Annotated in this window: 23 protein-coding genes; 11 read left to right on the top strand and 12 right to left on the bottom strand. The window is 62.8% G+C overall.

Annotated elements, in window-relative coordinates; all coding sequences use genetic code 11:
• Positions 1-4: 4 nt before the first annotated feature.
• The 3 genes from P9292_RS06435 to P9292_RS06425 form a co-directional block, all read right to left on the bottom strand.
• Complete coding sequence (locus P9292_RS06435; protein ID WP_309848132.1) at positions 5-868, bottom strand: NmrA family NAD(P)-binding protein; 864 nt, start codon at positions 866-868, stop codon at positions 5-7.
• A 113-nt stretch (positions 869-981) separates the two neighbouring features.
• Entirely contained in the window at positions 982-1395 is a 414-nt protein-coding gene (locus tag P9292_RS06430; RefSeq protein ID WP_244830100.1) for a DUF1801 domain-containing protein, read from the bottom strand.
• Positions 1396-1567: 172 nt separating this feature from the next.
• Complete coding sequence (locus P9292_RS06425) at positions 1568-2791, bottom strand: PepSY-associated TM helix domain-containing protein (protein ID WP_309958375.1); 1224 nt, start codon at positions 2789-2791, stop codon at positions 1568-1570.
• A 248-nt stretch (positions 2792-3039) separates the two neighbouring features.
• On the opposite strand from P9292_RS06425, the gene bluB reads away from it, so the two are divergent.
• Together bluB and P9292_RS06415 are read left to right on the top strand one after the other, a co-directional pair.
• Entirely contained in the window at positions 3040-3696 is a 657-nt protein-coding gene (bluB, locus tag P9292_RS06420) for a 5,6-dimethylbenzimidazole synthase (protein ID WP_250494152.1), read from the top strand.
• A 198-nt stretch (positions 3697-3894) separates the two neighbouring features.
• Positions 3895-4629, top strand: coding sequence for a DUF4148 domain-containing protein (locus P9292_RS06415; RefSeq protein WP_309848134.1), 735 nt, complete (start codon positions 3895-3897; stop codon positions 4627-4629).
• A gap of 6 nt (positions 4630-4635) precedes the next feature.
• Here P9292_RS06415 and P9292_RS06410 read toward each other — a convergent pair whose 3' ends face one another.
• From P9292_RS06410 to garD, 4 genes are all read right to left on the bottom strand, one after another.
• Positions 4636-5817 (bottom strand): lipocalin-like domain-containing protein, encoded by a 1182-nt coding sequence (locus P9292_RS06410; protein ID WP_309848135.1) that lies wholly within the window; start codon positions 5815-5817, stop codon positions 4636-4638.
• Entirely contained in the window at positions 5817-8384 is a 2568-nt protein-coding gene (locus P9292_RS06405) for an FtsX-like permease family protein (protein ID WP_309958374.1), read from the bottom strand. Before P9292_RS06405 ends, P9292_RS06410 begins: the two co-directional genes overlap by 1 nt.
• Entirely contained in the window at positions 8381-9082 is a 702-nt protein-coding gene (locus P9292_RS06400) for an ABC transporter ATP-binding protein (protein WP_244830087.1), read from the bottom strand. The genes P9292_RS06405 and P9292_RS06400 overlap by 4 nt, the downstream gene beginning before the upstream one ends.
• Before the next feature lie 174 nt (positions 9083-9256).
• Entirely contained in the window at positions 9257-10849 is a 1593-nt protein-coding gene (garD, locus tag P9292_RS06395) for a galactarate dehydratase (RefSeq protein WP_244830086.1), read from the bottom strand.
• Between the two features lie 195 nt (positions 10850-11044).
• On the opposite strand from garD, the gene kdgD reads away from it, so the two are divergent.
• The 3 genes from kdgD to P9292_RS06380 all read left to right on the top strand — a co-directional run bounded on the left by kdgD (position 11045) and on the right by P9292_RS06380 (position 15375).
• Positions 11045-11962, top strand: a complete 918-nt coding sequence (kdgD, locus tag P9292_RS06390; RefSeq protein ID WP_244830083.1) for a 5-dehydro-4-deoxyglucarate dehydratase — start codon at positions 11045-11047, stop codon at positions 11960-11962.
• A gap of 89 nt (positions 11963-12051) precedes the next feature.
• Positions 12052-13416, top strand: a complete 1365-nt coding sequence (locus P9292_RS06385) for an MFS transporter (protein WP_309848140.1) — start codon at positions 12052-12054, stop codon at positions 13414-13416.
• Positions 13417-14019: 603 nt separating this feature from the next.
• On the top strand, positions 14020-15375 hold the full coding sequence (locus P9292_RS06380) for a hypothetical protein (protein WP_309848141.1): 1356 nt from the start codon (positions 14020-14022) through the stop codon (positions 15373-15375).
• Between the two features lie 20 nt (positions 15376-15395).
• Here the strand turns inward: P9292_RS06380 and P9292_RS06375 are convergent, their stop codons facing one another.
• From P9292_RS06375 to P9292_RS06355, 5 genes are all read right to left on the bottom strand, one after another.
• On the bottom strand, positions 15396-15728 hold the full coding sequence (locus P9292_RS06375) for a DUF2322 family protein (protein WP_309958373.1): 333 nt from the start codon (positions 15726-15728) through the stop codon (positions 15396-15398).
• A 45-nt stretch (positions 15729-15773) separates the two neighbouring features.
• Positions 15774-16268: an MOSC domain-containing protein gene (locus P9292_RS06370; RefSeq protein ID WP_309958372.1), complete on the bottom strand. Its 495-nt coding sequence runs from the start codon at positions 16266-16268 to the stop codon at positions 15774-15776.
• A gap of 48 nt (positions 16269-16316) precedes the next feature.
• Positions 16317-17615: an MFS transporter gene (locus P9292_RS06365; RefSeq protein WP_309848144.1), complete on the bottom strand. Its 1299-nt coding sequence runs from the start codon at positions 17613-17615 to the stop codon at positions 16317-16319.
• Between the two features lie 71 nt (positions 17616-17686).
• A complete protein-coding gene (locus P9292_RS06360) occupies positions 17687-18487 on the bottom strand; it encodes an enoyl-CoA hydratase/isomerase family protein (RefSeq protein WP_309958371.1) in 801 nt (266 codons plus the stop codon).
• A complete protein-coding gene (locus tag P9292_RS06355; protein ID WP_309958370.1) occupies positions 18484-20004 on the bottom strand; it encodes a CoA-transferase in 1521 nt (506 codons plus the stop codon). The genes P9292_RS06360 and P9292_RS06355 overlap by 4 nt, the downstream gene beginning before the upstream one ends.
• A 197-nt stretch (positions 20005-20201) precedes the next feature.
• Between P9292_RS06355 and P9292_RS06350 the strand changes: the two genes are divergently transcribed.
• The 6 genes from P9292_RS06350 to P9292_RS06325 all read left to right on the top strand — a co-directional run bounded on the left by P9292_RS06350 (position 20202) and on the right by P9292_RS06325 (position 24967).
• Positions 20202-20867, top strand: coding sequence for a TetR/AcrR family transcriptional regulator (locus P9292_RS06350; protein ID WP_244830074.1), 666 nt, complete (start codon positions 20202-20204; stop codon positions 20865-20867).
• A 127-nt stretch (positions 20868-20994) separates the two neighbouring features.
• Positions 20995-21774, top strand: a complete 780-nt coding sequence (locus P9292_RS06345) for a 3-ketoacyl-ACP reductase (RefSeq protein WP_309958369.1) — start codon at positions 20995-20997, stop codon at positions 21772-21774.
• An 8-nt stretch (positions 21775-21782) separates the two neighbouring features.
• Entirely contained in the window at positions 21783-22946 is a 1164-nt protein-coding gene (locus P9292_RS06340; protein WP_309958368.1) for a dihydrodipicolinate synthase family protein, read from the top strand.
• A 4-nt stretch (positions 22947-22950) separates the two neighbouring features.
• Positions 22951-23802 carry a sugar phosphate isomerase/epimerase family protein gene (locus P9292_RS06335; RefSeq protein WP_309958367.1) on the top strand — a complete coding sequence of 284 codons (852 nt, stop codon included), beginning with the start codon at positions 22951-22953 and terminating at the stop codon, positions 23800-23802.
• A gap of 92 nt (positions 23803-23894) precedes the next feature.
• Entirely contained in the window at positions 23895-24353 is a 459-nt protein-coding gene (locus P9292_RS06330; RefSeq protein WP_309958366.1) for a GNAT family N-acetyltransferase, read from the top strand.
• Positions 24350-24967, top strand: coding sequence for an NAD(P)H-dependent oxidoreductase (locus P9292_RS06325; protein ID WP_309958365.1), 618 nt, complete (start codon positions 24350-24352; stop codon positions 24965-24967). The genes P9292_RS06330 and P9292_RS06325 overlap by 4 nt, the downstream gene beginning before the upstream one ends.
• Positions 24968-24975 lie beyond the last annotated feature (8 nt).

Here is a 24975-nt window from a genome sequence, read left to right as displayed (position 1 = left end):
AACTTCAGCGCGAGGAAACGAGTTTCCCGATCACCGCCAGCAGCGAGACCGAGCCCTTGCGGACACGCTCCACCGGGCCTTCGAAGTCGATCCAGCCTTCGTTGAAGCCGTCGAGCATGCGCATGCGCGGCGTGGGATGCCGCATGCCCTGACTCACGAATAACGCTTCCCACTGTTCGCGCGGCACGGCTTGCGCGCGCACCGGCTTACCGAGCGTCTGCGCGAACGCCGCTGCGATATCGTTTGGGCTGACGCGTTGCGGGCCTTCGAGTTCGACATACCGCACACCACTCCATTCCTCTTGGAGCAAGGCGGCGGCGGTGCGGCCGACGTCTTCCGTGGCAATCATCGGGATGGCGCGATCGAGCGGCTGCAGGAACGAATGGACGATGCCCTCGTTGCGCGCCGTATCGACGTCCCATTCGCTGTTTTCCATGAACCAGCCCGGACGCAGAAAGGTCACGGGAATCGGCTGTTTGCTCAACGCTTCTTCCATCAGCGTGCGTTGCGAGAGCAGATTGCTTTCTTTCGCCTGCGCACCGATGGTCGACAGACAAACGATCTTCTTCGGCTTCGCTAGCGCGATAGCGGCGACGATCGCATCGATCACTTCGCGCGCGCTCGCAAAGCCGGGCGCCGGATCGAAATCCGAGGGCGGAAGAATGAACACGCCCGTCGCGCCTTCGAACGCATGCGCGAGCGCTCGCGCATCCGTCATGTCGGCGAGCGCTACCTCGCAGCCGCGCGCCTTCCACGCGTCGCCCTTCTTTGCATCGCGCACGACCGCGCGGACCGTCTGACCCGCGTCGAGCAATGCCTTGGCGAGCGCGCCGCCTACCTTTCCGCTGATTCCCGTGATGACGTACATGATCGACTCTCCGTGTTCGTTATGAAACGATGAGTCGAATGGTAGAGCGCGTATTCGATGCGAAAAATGGCTTTGAGGTTATTGGATTGATGACGCCGCGTTATGTCCGCCGTTCAGCCTTCGCTACCCGCCTTCACCCGCTTGCGCGCAGGCGCGTTCTTCTTGAGCTTGGTCTGGTTATAAGCGATAGCCGCGCGCACGAGCGCCTTCAAAGCGCGGGCATCGACCTTGTCGCCTTCGAGATAGTCGATGGCGCGTCGCGCGTTTCCTTCGAGGCCCGCGTTGAAGAGCTGGTCCGGATCGGCAATACCCGCGCCGTGCGCGAAGGTCAGCTTCACCTTACCCTTGTGCGCGTTGGCCACCGCGATCATGCCGTCGCACGACCAGACCGGGCTGCCCATCCACTTCCATTCCTCGATGATGCGCGGGTCCGCCGAGAGAACCACGCGGCGAATGTCCGCGAACGTCTCGCCGCGCCAGTCGGTGATTCCCGCGATCAATTCGTCGATCTGTTCCGATGCATTCATGAGTGCTCCATGTCTTCTTTTCATGCACCGAGTGATGGTACTGCACAGGGTCTCGCCGTCCCGCGAATCCGCGCACGCGCCACAAAAAAACGCCTCGGCGGTCTTTCGACTCGCAGAGGCGTCTTCCACTCTCAGGTCATGCACGAAGCACCCGCCGATGCCGCCCAGCAAATCAGGACGAAACCGACTGGCCGCGTGCGACGCGTTCGCGTGCCGACGCCGCCGAACGCGAGCGCGCCGTGCGTTTGCGCAGCCAGATCATCAGGCCAGTCGCGCTGAGAATCGCCACCATGACGCCGACGCAGCTGATGAGCACACGTCCGGTCACGCCAATGATGCGTCCCGAATGCAAGGGAAACTGCGCCTGCATGAAGATGTCGCCGGCCGACCCGCGTCCAGGAATCGACGATCCAGCGAGCTTGCCGGTGTAGCCGTTGTAGTAAAGCCAGGCGTTGCCGAGACCGCCGTCGCCGTGATCGTTGCCCGGAGCGAAGAAGCCGACGCCGTAAGCTTGCATCGCCGGAAGGTAATACAGCGCGCCGGGCGGTGCGGCGATATCGAGGCGCTTTGCATCCGCGACGGCGTTCGCGAGGACGCTTTCGGCCGGCAACGCCGTGCTGCCCTTGGGCGCCGCGCGCGTGAGTTCCGGGTTATCGAACATGGTCGGCGCGAGCGGCGAGAGGCGCGAGACGAGCGGACGCACGACCGGATCGCCAAGATTCATCGATATCGAAGTAATGGCGACCATCAGCAGCAAGCCCCAGATCCAGACGCCGCCCGACCGATGCAGATCGAACGTGAGCGCATAACCGCCGCGCCTAAAGCGAAACGCGAAGGACTTGCGCCATGCCTTGACGCTCGGAAACGACAGCACGAGCGCGATGCCGCTGTCGAAGAACCACAAAATCCCGACGATGCCGAGCAGCCACGTTCCCGTATCGATGCCGCCGAGCACCGGCAGATGCAGCGTGTAATGCAGTTTGTAGAGGAACGGCATCAGATCGATACGCGCCAGCGACACCGTGCCCCACAGCCGCTTGCCCTGAATGACGCCCGTTGCCGGATCGACCGCGACCTGACTGTAATCGACATCGAATGGCGCACCCGTTGCCGGGTTCGTGCGCGGCGTGACGAGCATCTGCAGCGTGTGGCCGGGTTCGGCGCCGAGTTGCAGATACGTCACCTGAACGCGCGGATCGGCGGCTTCGACCTTATGCGCGAGTTCGAGCGCCGGCAACGCGGCGCCTTCCGTGCGCGCGTAAAACAACGCCGGATTGAGCCACGCGTCGATTTCGTGATCCCACGCGATCACCGCGCCGGTGAGACCGGACACGAACAAAAAGAGCGCTGTCGCGACGCCGAGCCATCGATGGAGCCGAACCAGAACGGGCCGCACGTCAGCACGCCTTCGGAAGATCATTCAACGCAATTGCCAACATGCCAGCGACGCTCGTCAAATAAGAATGGTTCGCATTCTACGGCTCGCGCATGGTATCAATCAAGGTTTTTGTAAGCTGTTGTTGCATTCAGCATGGGCTTGTTTGCACTTGATGGAGACATCGGCCATGCAGCACGAACAGCGCGAGCGCACCCGCATGAACTAGAATCCGCGCAGCACGAACCCACTTTCCAGCGCATTTCTCAATGAACGAGCCTTTCGACGAAGCCGCGCGCGATGCCGTTTATCGTGCAATCCACGAACGGCGCGACATGCGCCACTTCACGCGCGAACCGGTCGCGCAAGACGCGTTGAAGCGTATCGTCGATGCCGCGCTGTGTGCGCCGAGCGTCGGCTTCATGCAGCCTTGGCGCATGCTGCGCATCACATGCGATGCAACGCGCGAAGCGCTTCACGCTATCGTCGAACGGGAACGTGTCGCCACCGCCGATGCCCTCGGCGAGCGTCGCGAAGCTTTCATGGCGCTCAAGGTGGAAGGCATGCGCGAGTGCGCGGAAATCATCGTGATGGCGCTCATGGACGGACGCGAGGCGCACGTCTTCGGCCGGCGCACCTTGCCGCAGATGGATCTCGCGTCGGTGGCGTGCGCCATCCAGAACATGTGGCTTGCGGCGCGCGTGGAAGGCATCGGCATGGGATGGGTCTCCATATTCGATCCCGACGACGTCGCCGACCTGCTCGGCATGCCGGAAGGCGCGCAGCCAGTCGCGATTCTCTGCTTGGGACATGTCGAGCGCTTTTACGACGAACCCATGCTCGAAACCGAAGGCTGGGCCAAGCGCCGTACCCGCAAGGAATGCGTGTTCGAGAACCGCTGGCCGGCGGCATCGGATCAAAGCTGATGCCTGGACCGCGCGTTGCGCACTACAAGTGACGCGGCGGCGCGGTGATCCTTCACATCAATCGAGTGAGTTTGGCGGCGATTGGCGAACGATTGGCGCATCCGTCGGACGGCATCGCGCGTACCAATCTGATACGCGGTGGTCCGATGCACGCTGTCCGCCATATTCGCCAGACGATTCAAGGAGGATCACGCTCTCATGCTCCGCTACGCAGACCGCATTACGTTTATTGGCGCGGGTGTCATCGTGCTGTCCTTGCTGGCCGTCAACCTGCTGCCCAAGCAGGACCGACGCAGCGACGACAGGACGAACATGATGTCGCGCGACCGCGGCGCAGTCGTGCGCGGCAGCGTGCGCGAGGAAACGCCGGAGCCTGCAAAGGCGCCTGTCGTAGCCGTCGCCGATGCGCGTCCCCAGACCGAAACCGCGACCGCGACCGCAACGGCAACCGCGACCGCAACGGCAACCGCAGCCGAAATTACACGCGATGAACCCGCGCCCAGGCCGGTTGCACAGGCAGAACCGGCGCGCGTGCATCGCGCACAGAAGCGGGCATTGGAAACCAGAAAGACTGCGCGCGAAAAGCATCGCGGTAACCATGCCGTCGCGCAAACCCGCGTGGCGCCGCCTGAAGCCGCGGCGGTGCGCGCGCCTGTGCCGCCCGTGCAACGCGCGCCGCTCGAATCCGCGGCCGCGAATACGCTCGATAAACCCGCGCGCGCTCCGGCCACCGATGCGCCCATCCCAGTAGCCGCGAAACCAAGCCCGGTTGCTAACGCGGCGCCGGCTTACGTCGTATCGACTCAGGCGCCGAAAACGCGCGCCGAAGTGCAGGACGAGTTGCGCCGGGCGCGCATGAACGGCAACTTGCCTCGCTTCGGCAATCCCGATCCTTACGGTCCCGGCGGCACGCCGAGCGCGACGGCGCCGTAACCGGCGTCAGCGCTTGTCGACTTCGATGGCCTTCGCATAACCCGTCAGTTCGAGATAGCCGCGCCCCCGTTGAGCGGGCGCGGAACCCGTCCCTGTCAGCGTTACCGCGCCCTCCCAGTAAAGCGCGCCGGTGGAATCGCGCGAGTCGAGTTCCTGATCGTCGATGAGCGGCGCGAGCTGCCATTGCAACGCACCGACGCGCACTCTCATCGCCACCGGATACGTCGTGCCCGTGCGCGGCGAGCGCCATTGACGTTGCGGCGTGAAGTCGACATCGGCGGGGCCGTATTGCGTCGCGTGTCCGGCGGCATCGCGTAATGCGGCATGCGCCCAGATCGCGTGGCCGTCGCGGCTGCGCACCTTGAAGGCCATGAGTGCGGAGCCGTCGTCGAGATTCGCGCCGAGCCAGTCCCAGCCGGATGCATCCGACGAAAGCAGCGTGCTCGACCATTCGTGATCGAGCCAGGCCTTGCCGGTGACGGCGACCGTATCGCCTTTTTTCTCGGATGCCGACGGCCGCGTGACGCTTCCGCTCACGCTCAATTGCGGCTCGCTGTAGTAGTAGCTCGCCTGCGCGGGAAGCGGGCCCTTCTGCGAGTAGCCCGCATCGCCTTGCAGCATCGGCGGCTGCGTCGGCGCGAAGACGAGGTGCAATGCGAAGCCGGCGGCATCGGCGCTGACGGTGTAGCGGCCGTCCGCTGCGCGCGTCATGCGCCATGAATCGAGCTTGACGTCGGTGTTGCCGTTTTTCGCGTAGGCGAGATCGAAGCCTTGTCGCGCGACGTTCTGATCGTGCACGAGGCGGCCGTGCGCGGGATCGCTCAGGGCGGCATGCGCGATGATGAGTTGCGATGGATCGAAAGCACTCGTTGGCGCGCCCTTGCCGGTCTTCGAACGGAAGAAGGTGATCTGGAAGCCCATCGGCTTGTGATCGAGTGTTTCGAGCCAGCCGGTTGCGTACCACCATTCGGTGCGGTAAGCCGGGTGGGAGCCGGTGTCTTGGGGCCATTGGATGGAGTGGCCGGGGCTGACGGATGCAAATTGCCGGTCGGTGGAGCTGGCTGTGTCGGACGTCTCCGTGGTGCTTGCCGCTTTCGCCGCATCTGCCGCATCTGCCGCGCCTGCCGCATCTGCCGCGCCGGCGACGGTCGCCAAAAGCATCATCGTCGAAAGCAAAGACGCACGCATCACCAATCCTCCCGCACCGCGCGCACGGCATCGATGGACACCGCGCGTCTTCCCGCCAGCACCGCCGTCGCGCATGAAGAAGCGAGCATCACGCAGCCGATGATCGCGATCATTGACCAGGGCACATGCAGTGACATCGTCCAGTGAAACGACTGTGGATTGACGATGAACACGAGGATCAAACTGATCGCGAACCCAAGCACGCAACCCATCGCAATACCGAGCAAGGTAAGCAAGCCACCTTCGCTTGCAAGCAGCGCCAGGATCTGCCCGCGCGTGACGCCGACATGCCGCAGCATGCCGAACTCGCGAGCGCGCGCAAGTGTCTGCACCGAAAACGTCGCGCCCACGCCGAACAGGCCGATCACGATAGCCACGCCTTCCAGCAAATAAGTCACCGCGAAACTCCGGTCGAAGATGGTGAGCGTGCGCGCGCGGATGTCGCCCGGCTGCGAAAATTCGAGCGCGGCGCCGAACGGCAAGCGCTTTAGCGCGTCGATCACCTGTGCGGCCGGCACGCCCTTCGACAGCGTGATGCCGGCGTCGGTCGCGGTGGTGTCGCCCGTGATGCGGCGGTAATCGGCGAGCCGGATCTGCAACGCGCCCGTCTGCCGCACGTAGTCGCGCCAGATGCCCGCGATGACGAAGCGCTCCTTCGCCGCGCCGACCGGCAACGCAATGCGCTCGCCGACCCGATAGCCATAAAGATCGACCGTCGCCTCCGACGCCCATACCGGCGTCTCGTTCGGTTGCCACAACGAAGGCGGCAGCACGGAACCCGTCATCTGCAACGTGGCGCCCGGATCGGCGGCATCGATTTCGCGTGCAATCAGCACGATAGGCGGCTTCGCCGAATCGAGCGTCACCTGCGAGGTGCGCAAAAACGCCGTGTGTTCGATGCCCTTTGTCGCCGCGAGTTGCGCCTGCTCGGCCGGACGCAAGCCGCCCGTATCGCCGCTCGACGCCATGCGCACGTAGAGATCGGCGGAGAGCAGATGCATGAGCCATTCTTCCACCGACACGCGAAAGCTCGCCACCATGATCGCCATCGCGACGATCAGCGTGAAGCTCGACAGCACGCCGCCCATGGCAATCGACGCTTGACCGGGCGCATTCGCAAGCCGCGCGAGCGCGAGCGTGGCGATCGTGCCGCGCGCGCGCGGCGCCTTATTCTTTTGCGATGCATACCCGACGCTCGCCGCGCGAAACACGATGGCCGTCAGACGCGGCATGAGCGCGATGCCACCGACGAGCAGAAACGCGACGGCGAGATAACCGGCGATGGGGGCATCGAAGACAGGCGGCACTTGCGTCAGCACCACGCCGAGCGCAAGACAGATCAACGCCGGCCACGGCTTGCGCAGCGGCGTGAGCGCGGCTTCCTCGCTGCCCGCCTTGAGCGCGGGCGCGGGCCGCGCGCGCGCCGCTTCGAGCGCGGGAACGAGCGTCCCCGCCAGCGCCACGCCAATCCCGAGCGCAAGAAAGATGGCCGTCGCAAGCGGTTCGAAACCGACTCGCGGCTGCACGCCCGGAAAGTAGCCGCCGCCCAGATCGCTGCCGAAAAAGCGCAGCGCCACCGCCGCCACCGCATAACCCAGCGCAATGCCGATGATCGCGCCCACCACGCCCAGCAATGCGCCTTCGAGCATGATCTGCCGCACGAGTTGCCTGCGCGTCATGCCGAGCACGCGCAACATCGCGAATTGCGCGCGGCGGCGCACGACGCCCGCCGCTTGCGTCGAAAACACCAGAAACGCGCCGGTAAAAAGCGCGACGAGCGCCAGCACGTTCATGTTGATGCGATACGCGCGCGAAAGCCGGTCGGTGCGGCTTTCGACATCGCGCGTCTGTCCGACGACAAAACGCGCTCCGAGCGACTGCTGCAGCTCGCGCTGGAAGGCGTCGCGATCGACACCGCGCGCGAGTTGCAGATCGACGCGCGACAGCTTGCCCGTCATATGGAAGCGCGTCTGCACGGCCGCAATGTCCATCACCGCGATGCGCTGTCCCGGCAATGCCCGCGCGATTCCGCCCGCCACCCGTAACGGCACCTTCTCGGTCCCGCTCAACAACGCAACCTTGCCACCGGCGCGCGCGCCGAGCCATTGCAATGCGGCGGTCGACAGAAAGATGGCATCGCCCGACAGCACGTCGAACGGCGCGTCGGCGGACGGCACGCCCGTGAGGTCCGGCGCGACGCGCTTGGCGCGGAACACATCGATGCCAAGCACCTTGAGCGGCGCATCGCGGCCGGGCACGGCGGCATCGACTTCGAGCACGGGACTCGCCATGACCACGCCTTCGTGCGCGGCGAGTTGCGGATAGATGTTTTCATCGACGAACGGCTGTGCGCCGCGTACCTGCAAGTCCGCCTGGCCGGACAGACTGCGCGCGGCGGCGGAAAACTCGTTGAACGCGGCGCTGTTGATGAGTTGCACCGCGTAGCCGAGCCCGACGCCAAGCGCGATAGTGAGTATGGCGACCAGCGCGCGGCCGCGATGACTGCGCCATTGCGCGCCGAGCAACCAGCGCGTGAGCGTGCGGGGCGCGGCGGCGAGCGCCGTCATTGGACGCGCGCTGCGTTGAACGCCGCGAGCGATTCCGCCTCGTGCAAGGTGCCGTCCGCGAGCACGAGCACGCGATCGGCAACCGCGGCGGCCGCTTCGGAATGCGTGACCATGATGGTCGCGGCGCCCGTCGATTTCGTTTCGTGGCGCAAGAGCGCGAGGATTTCGTGCGCCGTTTGCGGATCGAGATTGCCGGTGGGTTCATCGGCGAGAATGAGGCGCGGCCGATGCACCAACGCGCGCGCAATCGCCACGCGCTGCAACTCGCCGCCGGACAACTGTCGCGGCAAATCATCGTCGCGGCCCGCGAGACCGACAGCGGCGAGCATCGCGTTCGCGGGCGCGGGCGGCATGGCGTTGAGCAGCAGCGGCACGGCGACGTTTTGCGCGAGCGTGAGATGCGGCAGCACGTGAAACGCCTGAAAGACGAAGCCGAGCTTCTCGCGGCGCGTGCGCGTGGCGGCATCGTCGCTTTGGGTAGACATCGGCGCGCCATCGATCAGTACGTCGCCGCTGTCGGCGGTATCGAGACCGGCGATCAGATTCAGCAAAGTGGACTTGCCGACGCCCGAGTCGCCCATGATCGCGACGAACTCGCCCGATTCGAGGATGAAGTCGAGGCCCGCGAGCACGATGCGGCCGTTGCCGTAGGACTTGCTGAGGCGGCGGCATTCGAGTGCGGGAGCGATGGAGGGCATGAGGGCCAGGCGTGGGACGGTCGTTTCAAGGGGCAAGTAGTGTACCCGGAGCCATCGCGGCAAGCAGCGACGGCAGCGCTCGCCTCGACGCGCTCACGACCACAAACCACTGCGCCCCGTTCACCAGCCATGCCGGTGACGGGGCGCATCGTTCCAGCGAACAGCGATAAAAGATCAGGTCACCGGCGCCGGATTGAATAGAACCAGCGCGTTATGCAGTTTCAGTTTCTCGGCGCGCGTCTGCTTCTTTCCGCTCGCGACATCGAGCATGAGACGGAACAACTCCCAGCCCACGTCCGCAATCGTCGCTTCGCCCGTCGCGATGGTGCCCGCGTTGATATCCATCAGATCGTGCCAGCGCCGCGCCAGATCCGAACGCGTCGCGACCTTGATGACCGGTACTTCGGCCAGGCTGTACGGCGTGCCGCGTCCGGTGGTGAACACATGCAGGTTGATACCCGCAGCCAGTTGCAGCGTGCCGCAGATGAAGTCGCTCGCGGGCGTCGCCGCGTAGATCAAGCCCTTCTGCTTGACCTTTTCGCCCGGCGAAAGCACGCCCGAAATGGTCGAACTACCCGACTTGACGATGGACCCCATCGCCTTCTCGACGATATTCGACAGCCCGCCCTTCTTGTTGCCCGGCGTGGTGTTCGCGCTACGATCCGCGCCGCCGCGCTTCAGATAATCGTCGTACCACTGCATCTCGCGGATGATTGCCGCCGCCACTTCGCCGTTCGCGGCGCGCGCCGTCAACTGGGCGACGCCATCGCGCACTTCGGTGACTTCCGAGAACATGACGGTCGCGCCTGCACGCACCAGCAGGTCGGTCGCGAAACCGACTGCCGGATTCGCCGTCAGACCGGAGAAGGCGTCGCTGCCGCCGCACTGCACGCCGATCACGAGGTCCGCCGCCGGACACGTCTCGCGGCGACGATTGTTGAGGCGTTTCAGGTGCGAGTCGGCCATGCGCATGATGGAATCGATCATCGACTCGAAGCCGACGTGCGATTCGTCCTGCAGCACGACCGCGCCCCCGTTCTCGTCCGCCGTGAGATCGCCGATATCGGCAACGTCGTCCACTTCCACCGATGCCGCCGCAATAGGAATGGTGCCAGGCGGCATCAGGCGCTCGGGCTGCAGCTTCTCGCAGCCGAGACTCACCATCATCACTTCGCCGCCGAAGTTCGGATTCAGCGCGATATTGCGCACCGTGCGGATAGGCACCATGGCGTCGGGCGCGTCGATGGCGACGCCGCAGCCGTACGTATGGCCGAGGCTCACGACATCGTCGACATTGGGGTATTGCGGCAGCAGTTCCGTCTTGATGCGCGTCACCGCGTGCTGCACGACGTCGGCCACGCACTGCACGGTCGTCGTGATGGCGAGGATGTTGCGCGAGCCGACCGAGCCGTCCGCATTGCGATACCCCTCGAACGTGAAGCCTTCGAGCGGCGAGTTGTCCGGCGCCTTGATGGTCGCGATCGGCAGATCGTGCAACTCGGGCGGCGTGGGCATGCGCAGCACGTGCTCGTTGATCCAGCTTCCCTTTGGCAGCGGCTTGTTCGCATAGCCGATCACGACGTTATAGCGGATGACCGCGTCGCCTTCCTGCAGATCGGCCAGCGCGACCTTGTGGCCTTGCGGCACGCGCTCGCGGAGCACGAGGCCGTCGGCGAACGTGGCGCCTTCGCCCAGACCGCCGTCGTTGACGACGATCGCGACGTTATCGTCCGGGTGCACGCGAATATAGAGCGGGGACTGATTCATTCTTGATGATCCTTGGCGCGAAAACTTCTGCCGGCGTAGAGTTATGTCATCCTACAACATAGCCACTGTCTTTTGGTCGGTGTTTACCCCTAAGAGCGTCGATTCCATTTACTTTTGGTTGTACGACGTCACCCCATGTTGTACGATGACCTATAAGCGCTGCAACCGCCGGACGCTGCCCACCGAGATAACACCATGACGACACCGCAAGAACTCAAGCAAATCGTTTCCGAAGGCCTGCTTTCTTTTCCCGTGACCGACTTCGACAGCCAAGGCAATTTCCGCGCGGATACTTACGCCGAACGCCTCGAATGGCTCGCGCCCTACGGCGCATCGGCGCTATTCGTGGCGGGCGGCACGGGTGAGTTCTTTTCGCTGACGCAACCCGAATATTCGCAGATCGTGAAGACGGCCACCGAAGTGTGCCGTGGCAAGGTGCCCATTCTCGCTGGCGCGGGCGGCCCAACGCGCACGGCCATCGCGTTTGCGCAGGAAGCCGAGAAGAACGGCGCGCAGGGTATTTTGCTGATGCCGCATTATCTGACCGAAGCGTCGCAAGAAGGTATCGCGGCTCACGCCGAAGAAGTCTGCAAGGCCGTGCCGAAGATGGGCGTCATTATCTATAACCGCGCCAACTCCAAGCTCAACGCCGACATGCTCGAACGTCTGGCCGACCGCTGCCCGAACCTGATCGGCTTTAAGGACGGCGTGGGCGAGATCGAGCCCATGGTCACCATCCGCCGCCGTCTGGGCGACCGCTTCTCCTACCTCGGCGGCCTGCCGACCGCGGAAGTCTACGCCGCCGCCTACAAGGCGCTCGGCGTGCCGGTGTATTCGTCGGCCGTGTTCAACTTCATTCCGAAGACCGCGATGGACTTCTATCGCGCCATCGCGGCGGACGACCACGAAACCGTCGGCAAGCTGATCGACGACTTCTTCCTGCCGTACCTTGCCATCCGCAATCGCCGTGCGGGCTATGCGGTGAGCATCGTCAAGGCGGGCGCGAAGCTGGTCGGTCACGACGCGGGCCCGGTGCGCGCACCGCTCACCGACCTGACCGAGGAAGAAGTCGCCCAGCTCGACGTGCTGATCAAGAAGCTCGGCGCACAGTAAGAGTACGACAGGCAGGAGACACAAAAACGCGCGGCGCCGTCATCAACGAGCGCCGCGCGTTTTTTTGCCGTAACCAAAAGGAGATTGCCATGTCGATGAGCCGCGCTGCTGCTCCGGCCGACGCCATGAAGCGCACGAAAGTGCGTTACGTGATTCTGTTGCTGATCTTCGTGATCACGACCTTCAACTATGCGGATCGCGCGACCTTGTCGGTCACCGGCTCTGCGATGCGCGCCGAGTTCGGTTTCGACGCCATCCGCATGGGGTATATCTTCTCGGCCTTCAGTTGGGCGTATGTGCTCTCGCAGCTTCCCGCAGGCTGGCTGCTCGACCGCTTCGGCGCGCGGCGCGTGTATGCGGCGAGTATCTTTCTGTGGTCGCTGTTTACGCTGCTGCAAAGCTCGATCGGCCTGCTCGGCAGCGCCGCCACCGCCGTGACCGCGTTGTTCGTGCTGCGCTTCATGATGGGCGCGGCCGAAGCGCCCGCCTTCCCCGCCAACGCCAAAGTGGTCGCAAGCTGGTTTCCGACGAGCGAACGCGGCACGGCATCGGCCATTTTCAATGCGGCGCAGTATTTCGCCGCTGTCGTGTTCACGCCGTTGATGGCCTGGCTCACGCACGCTTTCGGCTGGCATCACGTGTACATCGTCATGGGTATCGCCGGCTTGCTGCTTGCGCTGACATGGCTCGCTGTCATGAAGAATCCCGCCGATCATCCGGGCATCAACAAGCAGGAACTCGATTACATCGAGGAAGGCGGCGGCCTCGTGCGCGGGCATCGGCGTGGGCGCGTCGGCGGCAACGGTGGCAACGGCGGTGGCAACGCTTTGGGCTGGAGCGCCGTGCGTCAGTTGCTCACGAACCGCATGCTGCTCGGCGTGTATCTCGCGCAGTTCTGCATCAACGTGCTGACGTACTTCTTCCTGACGTGGTTTCCCATCTATCTCGTGCAGGCGCGTCACATGACGATTCTGCAAGCGGGCCTGATCGCCTCGCTGCCTGCGATCTGCGGCTTTCTCGGCGGCGTGCTGGGCGGCGTGCTGTCCGACTCGCTGATCCGCCACGGGCGTTCGGTCACGTTCGCGCGCAAGCTGCCGATCGTCGCCGGCATGTTGCTGTCGTCGTGCATCATCGGCTGCAACTACGTGGATGCGGACTGGCTCGTCGTGGCGTTGATGTCGCTCGCGTTCTTCGGCAAGGGCATCGGCGCGTTGGGCTGGGCGGTGGTCGCGGATACGGCGCCGAAGGAAGCCATCGGCTTGTCGGGTTCGATCTTCAATATGTTCGGCAATGCGGCGGGCATCGTCACGCCGATCGTGATCGGCTATATCCTCGCGCGGACCGGCTCGTTCAACGGCGCGCTGGCGTTCGTCGGCGTCAATGCGCTGATCACGGTGTTTGCCTATCTCGTGATCGTCAAGGACATCAAGCGGGTGGAGTTAAGGCCGGTTTGACTTTCCATCTGACTTGATGGAAAAAATAGCAGCCCGGTCGCTAAAAACGATCGGGCTGTTTCATTTCGTGCAACATCTTTAATTGCGCTTGCGATTATCTCCATCGTCTCGTTCTCGACGATCCTCGGCTAATCAAATCATTGGAAAAAGCGCCGGCCATATTCTAGAGTGCTTGTTGAAATCCGGCCGCGGCTCCTGGGTTATCCGTCCGCCTTTTAGCTTGATCACAGCCGTTTTTGAAAACTTCCAGATAAACGAATATCGCACTCGTTGAGCGTCGTAACGCAATGCGAACTTAAGCGACATCCCATCGTTTCATTCAATGATATTTAGGATATCTTCGTGAATAAAAAACAGCTTATTCAAGCAATATGTTCGCTGCTTGTCTTGATAGCAGCGTCGTTCACATTGCTGCCCGCGCGCGCCGCAGATCCGGTCCCCAATCCTTATCTTTCCGCACCCAAATACGCCGTCACGCATTTCGATTCGGCCCAGACCGACGCCTTCCCCTATCCGGCGCCGACGGGTACACGCAACGTTTCCGCCTTGCTCCCGGTACCACTATTACAAGTACCGCAAGTCCCGGCAGGGCCCATCAACATCATGACGCTGGCCTCGACCTCGCCAAATTACATGTGGGGTGTATCGACGACGGGCGTGAGCTATATTTCGACTGCCGGCGGCAGCTTCAAAGCCGTGGCGCGGGCTTTTTTGCCAGGACTTACCCAGACCTTGTCGAGTACGCTGAACGGCTTGCTCACGGCCCCTGTCGCGACACTGCAGCAGGCGCAAAGCATCGTCAACCAGATCACGACGAGTCTTCCGCTCGCGGGCGGACTTTCCTCGGCCTATAACGTTGTCGATCTCGACAACGTTCTCTATGTGAATTACGGGAAGAAGGTTTATGCGTTCGCGCTGCTTTCGCCAACGCTGCCGGCGCTCGGCATCCAGATCATCCGCACGCTGGATGCAACGACCTTTCTGCAGAGCGACGAACAGATTGCCGGCATTGTCATGACTTACGACGGCAATTTGGTCGTGCTCGGCACGCATTCGGCAACCATAGTCTCGCGTTCATTCACTGGACCCACGCATACCGTGCAATTCAATAGCGACGAGAGCATCAGCAATTCCGCTGCGGTCGATGAAAACAACGGCATTTACATCGTCACCGACAAGCTCATGCGCAAAGTCGTGTGGACCGGGACGACGCTTTCGCAAAGCTCCGCGGATGGCGCATGGTCGTCGCCTTATCCCACGGGCGATACGTATCCGACGCTCTTTGGCTCTGGCTCGGGCAGCACGCCCACGCTCATGGGTTTCAACACCGATACCGACAAGCTGGTCGTTATCACTGACGGATTGAAGCGTATGAGCCTGATGGCGTTCTGGCGGGACGCCATTCCGCCCGGCTTCACGGATCGAATCGCCGGCACGATACAAGTCAATTGCGGCCTGCCCGCCGCCTATGAGATTCAAACCGACCAATCGGTCGCCGTGGATGGCTACGGCGCTTTCGTCGTGAACAACGTCTCGTCGGCTGATGGTTCAACGGGCTCGGGCAATATCGCCGTGGATGGTTTTCTGGCACGCGGCCCACTGGTGCCATCGCCCGTCGGCGTCGAGCGCTTTGCCTGGAACCCTCAGACACACGCGTGGTCTTCGACCTGGGCTCGCGCCGATGTTTCGTCCAACACCATGGTGCCGGGTATTAGCTCAACCTCGCACATCGTCTTCGTGAACGGCTACTATCAAAGCACCGGCTGGGAAGTGACCGGACTGGACTGGTCGACGGGCGTAACCGTCCATAGAACGATTTTCGGCCCGGGCATATTGGGTAATGGACTTTATGCGCTTATCGAATTCCTGCCGAACGGCGACCTGATTTTCAATAGCGTCATTGGGCCCACGCGAGTCACGATGCCAAGCGGCGTCATTCTTCCGCCACCGCTTCTTTGAGAGTTTCCAGGCCCATTCGCTTACGCGGCGGCGATCACTTCAATACGCAACGGTTCGCCGCCATTTGCAATCTCGACCAGCCGATCCACATTCGAATGCGCGCCCGGACGGCTGCGCGCATCGGTCGTATGTTCGGCGAAAAGAGCGAGGCCATACTCGGCGGCCTCGACATCGAGCGTGCCGAAGGCCTGCTTGAGATAGTGATACACCGCGAGCGAGCCCTGCTTGCCCGGCTTGTTTTCGATGCTCGACACCACCGCGCCTCGGCTATCGATCAGATCGATACGCCCGATACCATCGATGCCCGGCAATTGCGCCAGGTTGTCCTTGAATACGCTCTTCGGCTCGATCACGCTTGACGCTCCTGTTCGATAATGGACGTTCGGAAGCGCGCTATCTTACGTCAAAGGCACGATCACATCGCCAAGCGCGATCTCTCCGCCTTCGATCACGCGTGCCGTGATTCCGCCGAAGCCGCGCACGGCGTTATAGCCGCCGACGCCGAAAGTCTCTTCCATCCGCGAACAGGGATGACATTCGCCGCTCGCTTCGAGCACCGCATCGCCGATACGAAACCGACGGTCCTTCAGCGCATGCAGATTGATGCCCGACGTGACGATATTGCGTCGCAGATCGAATGGCGAGACTTCGTCGCGGCCAAGATGACTCGCTATGGCACGCATGCTTTCGAGCTGTATCAGCGTCACTTGCCGGTTGCCCTGCTTGCGGCTGTAGTGGTCGCCGTCAAGGCCGCCGCCTGTCAGCGCCGTCGTGCTCTCGACCTGTTGCATGGGCGCGCGCCGCGCCGTGCGCAAGCCTATCCATACTATTCCGCCGGGCAGCACGGGCGCGAACATGAGACGGGCGAGCGGCGAAGCAGGATTGAGCGGCATGAGGACGATGGAAGCGCACGGCGATGCGTAGGATTCTATCGTTTGCCTTCAACTCGCGTCGGCCTGCAGGCCGTCGACATCGGTCACCGTCCTGGACGCGCGAATCACGCGCATCAAGAGCCACGCAATGAGATAAGCGCTGCCGCAGATCACGAAGATGACGTTGTAACCGGCGCCGATGTTGCCGAGCAACTTGAAGTGGTCGAGCACCGCGCCCACGAAAAGCGGAAAGAGCGTCGCGCCCAAGGCACCCGCCAATCCGCCAATGCCGACCACGGAGCCGACCAGTTGCTTCGGGAACATGTCGGACGCGGTAGTGAAAAGATTCGCCGACCAGCCCTGGTGCGCCGCCGCCGCGAGACTGAGCAAACCGACCATCGCCCACATGTTGTCGATCCACGGCGCAAATGCAATTGGCGTGACGAGCAGCGCGAGGCCGAACATGGTCGTGCCACGCGCCTTCGAAACGCTCCAGCCGCGCGCAATCAGTTTCGACGATACCCACCCGCCACCCACGCTGCCGATGGACGTCGCGACATACACGATCACGAGCGGCAGCCCGAGGTTCTTCAAGTCGAGATTGAAGCGCGAATTGAAGTACGAAGGCAGCCAGAACAGCATGAACCACCAGATGGGATCCGTCAGCAATTTACCGACGAAGAACGCCCATGTCGGCCGCAACTTCAAGAGCGCGAACCAGCTGATGCGCGGTTGCGGCGCGGCGTGGGTGGAAGCGCCATCGTCGATCAGGCGAAGTTCTTCCCGCGACACCTTCTTGTGTTTCAAAGGCGCCTGATACATGAAGTACCAGAAGCCGAGCCACACGAAACCGGTCAGGCCGGTGACGAAGAAAGCCGCTTCCCATCCGTACACGGCCGCGAGCCAAGGCACGGTCGCCGGCGCCACCACCGCGCCGATGCTCGTGCCCGAAGTCAGGATGCCGACCGCGAACGCCTGTTCCTTGCGCGGGAACCATTCGGATACGCTCTTTACCGCGCATGGAAAGCTGCCCGATTCCGATAAGCCGAGCAAGGCTCGCATCACGCCGAAGCCGAAGGTGCTGCGCACGAGCGCGTGTCCGCACGCCGCGATGCTCCACAACAACACGCACACGCCATAGCCGATTTTCACGCCGACGCGATCGACGAGCTTTCCCGACAGCAGCATGCCCACTGCATAGCAAGCGGTGAAAATGACGACGATGTAGCTATATTGCGTCTCCGTCCAACTGAACTGCACCGCGAGCGCGGGTTTGAGCAGACCAAGCACTTGCCGGTCCAAATAGTTGATGGTGGTCGCAAAAAACAGCAGCGCGCAGATGCGCCAGCGGTAGCTAGAACGGTCCATGTCTTGTCTCTCTCCACTTCATACGGTTTACTAAGTAATTATCTGGCCCGCGATGACTACGCCGAGAGGCATCAAAATCTCGCGTTGCGTTTCTCGCGAAAAGCCGCCACTCCTTCGAGCGCATCCGGCGATGCCTTGCATACCGAAGCCGCCAGTTCGTGCGCGATTTCTGCCTGGCCCGTTTCGAATAGTCGAAGCAGCCGCTTTCCAACCGACAGCGAGGTCCGCGACCGGCCGACGAGCAACGCGCTCACGGCATCGACACGTGCGCGCAAGGTATCCGCGGGCAAGGCTTCGTTGACGATTCCCCATGCCACCGCGCGCGCGGCATCGATAGGTTCGCCGAGCAGAATCAGTTCACGCGTGCGTACCGCGCCCACGAGTTCCGCGAGACGCGCGCAGCCCATCCAGCCGGGAATCGCGCCGACGGAGGCCTCGGGAAAACCGAGCTTCGCATCGACGCTCGCATAGCGCAGATCGCATGCAAGCGCGAGTTCCAGTCCGCCGCCAAGCGCACTGGCCGAGAGCACCGCGATGGTCGGAATATCCAGTTCCGCGATGCCACGAAACACGCGATTTCCCTCGCGTATGAAGCGCGTGCCCATCTTCTGGGGATCGATGTCGCCCCACTCGTTGATATCCGCGCCGCTCGAAAAGAAGCGCGGACTCGCGGTTTCGAAGCGCAAGACGCGCACGTCATCGTTGCGTTCGACTTCTTTCACGGCGCGCGCGATATCGTCGAGCATGTGAAGCGTCAGCGCGTTATGACGCGCCACGCGTTCGAGCGTGATGACCGCGATGCCGCCCTCGACGGCAAAGCGAATGCCGGACTCCGATTGCATGCCTGTCTCCTCGTTCAGATTGGTTTTCATGCAGCCGACTCCGCTTCGAGCAAATGCTCGTCGACGAGCGGCTCGAACGCCATGCGCGCGAGCACGTCGCGGCGCACGTCAATACCCTTCGCCACTTCGATGAGCCGCACGCCGAGCGCATCGAGCCGGAACACGGCGCGCTCGGTCACGTAGAGGACTTCCTTGCCTTCGAGACGCGCCTGCACACCGCTGAACGTGACATGGCGCACGCGCTTCACGGCCTTGGGCACCGAACCGGGCGTGACTATTTCGAGGCTGTCGGCGTGCTGCTTCACTTCGAGACCTTTCGCCTCGAATGCGCCGCAGAAGACGATCTTCTTCGCGCCCTGTGCAATGTCCATGAATCCGCCCGGGCCGACCACCGTGCTGCCGAGCTTCGACACGTTGACGTTGCCTTCTTCGTCGAACTCGCCCATGCCGAGGAAGGTCACGTCGATACCGCCGCCGCTGTAAAAGTCGAACTGATCGACGCTCGGGAGAATGGCATCGGCATTTCGCGCCGTGCCGAACATGGCGCCGTCGAGCATTACGCCGCGATGCACGCCCTGCTCCACCGATCCCCAGTAGTCGTTGGCGCGCCCCCGTCTTGCGAGCACGGCGGGAATCGCGCCCGGAAAGCCGAAGCCGAAGTTCACCGACTGGTCCACGCCAAGTTCCCGCGCCGCGCGCTCGGCGACGATCAGGCGCATGCCTTCGGGATAAGCCGCCTCATCGTTCGAAGAGTGCGCTTCCAAGAGCGCTTCGCCGCTCAACGCCGCGTCGTAGTCGCTGATCGCACATTGACGTTGCGCGGGCGTCTCGACGATCCGGTCGACCATCACGCCGGGAACGCGCACGAGCCGCGCGGGCACGTAGTCTTGCGAACGCGTCTTCACCTGCGCGACGACCGTGCCGCCGCTGTTGTGCGCGGCGAGCGCGACCGCGTAGATATCGAGGTCGGCGGGTTCGTGGCGCGTGGTGAGGTTGCCGCTGTCATCGGCGGAAGACGCCATGACGATGGCCCAGTCGATGCGAAACGGCATGTAGCGCAAATACTCTTCGCCGCCCAGCGTCACGAGTTCGACGAGATCCTCATGCGTTTGATCGTTGAGCTTGCCGCCGCCGAAGCGCGGATCGACGAACGTGCGCAAGCCGACGCGCGTCAGCACGCCAGGACGCTTCGCCCCGATCTCGCGAAACAGCGTGGCAATCACGCCGCCCGGAAAGCTGTACGCCTCGATACGGCCGCTCTCGGCGAGTTGCTGCATGGCCGGCGACCAGACCCAATGTCCGTCGATCACGCGCCTGACCATGCCTTCGTGCGCAAAACGGCCCAGACCGCTGCCGCGCCCGTCGCCGACGCCGAGCGCGTGAACCACCGTCAAGTCACATGGATGCCCCGTCGTCAGAAAACGCGTTTCGATGGCGGCGAGCACGGCGTCCGGTTCCAGCAAGCCGCCGCCGGAACCGGTGATTGCAATCGTCGCGCCGTCGGGGATCGCGTTCGCGACGGCCTCGGCGTGAATCCATTTATCCAATTTGAATTACCTCGCTCTGATTCTTTAAAAAACGAACTGGTTCGTTACTTAAAGAAGATGTTGGCACACGCTCGGATTGGCTTCAAGCGCTCGATGAACAAAGCGGGGTTTACGATGATCACGTCGACAGTGCGCGCATTGCCAGTGCTGGCGGCGTCGGCTAACGTTCAGGCTTCGAACACGAAAGAGACGGGGCAATGCCGATAACGACCGCCGAAGCGCCGGACGCGCCGAAGAAAACCAAACGCACGCGCGATCCAATCCAGACGCAGACGAAGATCCTGGCCGCGGCCAAGGCGGAATTTGCGAAAGTCGGGCTAGGGGGCGCGCGCATCGATTCGATCGCCGAGAAGGCGGGCGTCAACAAGCGCATGATTTACGAATACTTCAAGGGCAAGGACGAACTCTTTCAGGCGGTGCTGGAAGACGCGTGGTCCGATATTCGCGACGCGGAGCGCAAGCTGGAACTCGGCCACTTGCCGCCCGCCGAGGCCATCCGCGCGCTCATGACGTTCACCTGGGAGTATTACCTCAAGCATCCCGAGTTCATGGCGCTCGTGAACAGCGAGAATCTGCATCGCGCGCGGCATGTGAAGAAGTCGCTGCGTTTTCGCGAACTGCACGGCGGTTTCATCGACATGCTGCAGTCGATTCTCGACCGTGGCGTCGCGGCCGGCGACTTCCGCAGCGGCATCGACGCGCGCCAGTTGCATCTGACGCTCGCGGCCATCGGCTACTACTACCTCACCAACCGCTTCACCGGCGAAGTCATCTTCGGCTTCGATTTCGTCTCGAAAGAGGCGCTGCGCGAACGGCTCGAATTCAATATCGATACCGTGCTCAGCCTGCTGCGTCCGCGCTGACCGCATTTCGGCGGCCTTTCTCTGCCGCCGCTCTCCTGCTAGGTAAAAACCCTCTTCGGCTCGATATCGCTTGATTTTATAAATAACGAACCGTATCGTTACTTATAAATCATGGAGGGAAAGGGCAATGAACGAACGTCCCGTTGCGCTCGTCACCGGCGCGCGTCGCGGCATTGGCTGCGCGATCGCGCTGGAACTCGCAAGCGTCGGTTTCGATATCGCCATCACGGATATCGCCGCATCCGCCGAACTCGACGATGCCCGCGACGCCGTCACCACACGCGGCGCACGATGCGCGGTGCAACTCTCCGATCTCGCCGACATCGCGCAACACGACAGCCTATTCGGCGCAATCGAAGAACGTCTGGGACCGGTGACGTGTCTCGTCAACAATGCGGGCGTCTCGGTGATGTTGCGCGGCGATTTGCTCGATGTATCGCCGGAAAGTTACGACCGGTGCCTCCAGGTGAACACGCGCGGCACGTTTTTTCTGATGCAGGCGTTCGGGCGGCGCATCGCGCGCAATACCGCCGCGCGTGGCGCGAACTATTCACCTTCGATCATCACCATTACTTCGTCGAATGCCGTCGCGGCCTCCGTGCAGCGCAGCGAGTATTGCGTGTCCAAGGCCGGTCTCTCCATGGCAACGACGCTCTTCTCGCTACGGCTCGCGGACTTCGGCGTGGGCGTCTACGAAGTGCAGCCGGGTTTCATCGAAACCGAGATGACGGCGCCCTCGAAAGCGCGCTACGACGTGCAAATGGAACACGGTCTCACCGCGATCAAGCGCTGGGGCACGCCGCAAGAAGTGGCTACCGCCGTGCGCACGCTCGCCACGGGCGGCTTGCCCTACAGCATCGGCCAGCCGATTCGCATCGACGGCGGTCTTCTCGTTCACAAATACTGAGCATACGCATGCAGATCACGCTTCCGACCGAACGCGGCACACTGGAAACCTATCGTCTGATTGGCACGCCGCTCGTGCCGCGCCAACCCGATGCGCCGTTCAATCGCATCGCGTACTCGGCGGCACATGTCGTCGCCGATCCACGCAAGAGCGGCGAGCTTCACGAACCCGTTGCGATCGACTGGGCGCGCACGCTCGAGTATCGGCGCTATCTGATCGGGCAAGGGCTCGGTATCGCCGAAGCGATGGACACCGCGCAGCGCGGCATGGGCCTGCCGTGGAAGAGCGCGCTCGAACTGATCACGCGCACGATAGCGGACACGCGTGACATGCCCGGCGCTTCGATCGCTTCGGGCTGCGGCACCGACCACGTCGCGCCGCATACAGTCGGCTCTTGCGACGACGTGATCCGCGCCTACGCCGAACAACTCGAAGCCATCCAGCACGCAGGCGGCCGCGTCATCCTGATGGCAAGCCGCGCGCTCGCACGGGTGGCGCGAAATGGCGACGATTACCGGCGCGTCTATCGTGAAGTCCTGTCGATGTGCAATGAGCCCGTCATCCTGCACTGGCTCGGCGACATGTTCGACCCGGAACTCGCGGGTTATTGGGACGCGCCAGACTACGAGAGCGCGGCGCGGACGTGTCTTGACATCATCGGCGAGAACGCGGCGAAGATCGACGGCATCAAGATTTCGCTGCTCGACGACGCGAAGGAGATCGCGTTCCGGCGCCGCCTTCCGCATGACGTGAAGATGTACACCGGCGACGACTTCAACTATCCCGGCCTGATAGAAGGCGACGAGGTCGGGCATTCGCATGCGCTGCTCGGCATTTTCGATGCCATTGCGCCCGCCGCTTCGCAGGCGCTCGCCGCGCTCGCCGTCAACGATCACGCGCGTTATCACGCGTTGCTCGCGCCGACCGTGCCGCTATCGCGCCATATTTTTCGTGCGCCGACGCAGTACTACAAGACGGGCGTCGTGTTTCTCGCGTATCTGAACGGCTTTCAGGATCACTTCTTCATGCTCGGCGGGCATCACGGCATGCGGCCGCCCGTGTATCTCGCGGATGTATTGCGTCTTGCCGATCGCGCTGGCCTACTGCGCGATCCCGAGCAAGCGATTGTGCGAGCGCGCGCGGTTTTATCGGCCCTCGGTTGCGGCGCCTGACATCATGCGCAGCCTGCAAGGAAGACCTGATCTATGCTCGATCAACACGGCGACGCTTGGCCATCGCGAGCCGCTCGACGTGACCATCGACCGTATCGCGCGTGCGGGATTCGGCGGCATTGCGCCGTGGCGGCATGAGGTGGAACAAGCAGATGTCAAGCAGATTGCACGGCAGATTCGCGCGCACGGACTCACGGTGACAGGCTATTGCCGCTCGACTTACATTCCGGCGACGACGCGTGCCGGGTTCGACGCGAACATTGCAGCGAACCGCGCGGCTCTGCGCGATGCAGCGATTCTCGACGCACGCGCCTTTGTCATGGTCGTGGGCGCGCTGCCCGATGACAGTCGCGACCTGCGCGGCGCGCGCGAGCAGATAGCGGAAGGCATCGGCTTGTTGCATGAAACCGCGCATGACTGCGGCGTGCCGCTCGCGCTCGAACCGCTGCATCCCATGTACGCGGCAGAACGTTCGGCCATCAACACGATCGCGCAAGCGCTGGCGATATGCACGGACATCGATCCTCATGCGGATGGCTTTCTCGGCATCGCTGTCGATGCCTACCATTGCTGGTGGGACCCGGCGCTCGTCGAATCGATAGGCGCGGCGGGAAGCGACAAGAGGATTCGTGCGTTTCACGTATGCGACTGGCTGCGCGAAACGCGCGACATGTTGCTCGATCGCGGCATGATGGGCGACGGCGTGATCGAACTCGCGGCGCTGCGGGCCGCGGTTGAACGGGCGGGCTATGACGGTTTGATCGAAGTGGAGATTTTTTCGAAGGACAACTGGTGGCGCCGCGATCCCGTCGATGTGCTCGACATTTGCGCGCAGCGTCTGCCGAGTGTGTGCTGAAATCTTGACCTAGTTGATTTACGTTTTCTTGGCTCTCGTCGCTGGGTCATCGAGAATGTATCGTACGGTTCATGCCTCAAGGAGAAACACGCATGAACCCAAGGATCGTCATACGCCATCTCGATACGCCCGCCGACTGGACGCGCGCTTTCTCGGTAATGAAACAACTGCGTCCGCATCTGACGGATGCCACGGCTTTCTGCACGCAACTGCGAGCACAGCATGAACAAGGCTACCGTTTGATCGCCGCGTCCGACGCGGACACGGTCCTCGGACTCGCGGGTTATCGCACGCAGATGAATCTGATCTATGGACGCTTCGTCTACGTGGACGATCTCGTCGTCACGAACGAGTTGCAACGTAGCGGCATCGGCGCAAGCCTGCTCGATGCCGTGCGCAACATCGCGCGCGAATACGATTGCGCCCACTTCGTGCTCGACACAGGCCTGCATATGGCGCTTGCGCAGCGCTTCTACTACCGCAATGGCTTGCTCGCGCGAGGCATGCATTTCGTCGAGACGCTGAACGACACGACGGAGCAGACGCGATGAGACTTCTTCTGCTCAACGCCAGCCCGCATGGCGAGAACAGCCACGGCCATCGACTCGCCATGGAGATGATCGAGCGTCTGCGCAGCACCAATATCGTCGAAGCGATCGAACGCGATCTGACGGCGCATCCGCTTGCGCCCATCACACGCGATTATGCCGGCAACGTTACCTCGCGCACGCCCGATGCCAGCGCGTTCGATCTCTCCGAAACGCTGGTCGGCGAGATAGAAGCGACCGATGCGCTCATCATCAACACGCCGATGCATAATTTCACCGTTCCCGCCGCGTTGAAACTATGGATCGACTATGTGTTGCGCATTCATCGCACGTTCGCGGCCACGCCCGAAGGCAAGATCGGCTTGATGCGCGACCGGCCCACGTTCGTGATCGTCGGGTCCGGCGGTTTTCATACAGGGGAACGCGCGCGTCAGCCGGACTTTCTGACGCCGTATCTGCGATATGCGCTGGGTTCCATCGGCATTCACAGCGTGCAGTTTTTATTGCTGCAGGGGCTCGTCATGGGAGACGCCGCAGTCGAGGACGCGTTGCGTGTTGCACGCGCCAGGCTCGCGCATCATGCCCTCTTCGCTTCGAGCGATTCCGTCGCGCTCTAATCGCGCTC

Origin of the sequence: Caballeronia sp. LZ001, from assembly GCF_031450875.1 — a bacterium.
Taxonomy (GTDB): Bacteria; Pseudomonadota; Gammaproteobacteria; order Burkholderiales; family Burkholderiaceae; genus Caballeronia.
This window is presented reverse-complemented; position numbering and strand designations above follow the sequence as displayed.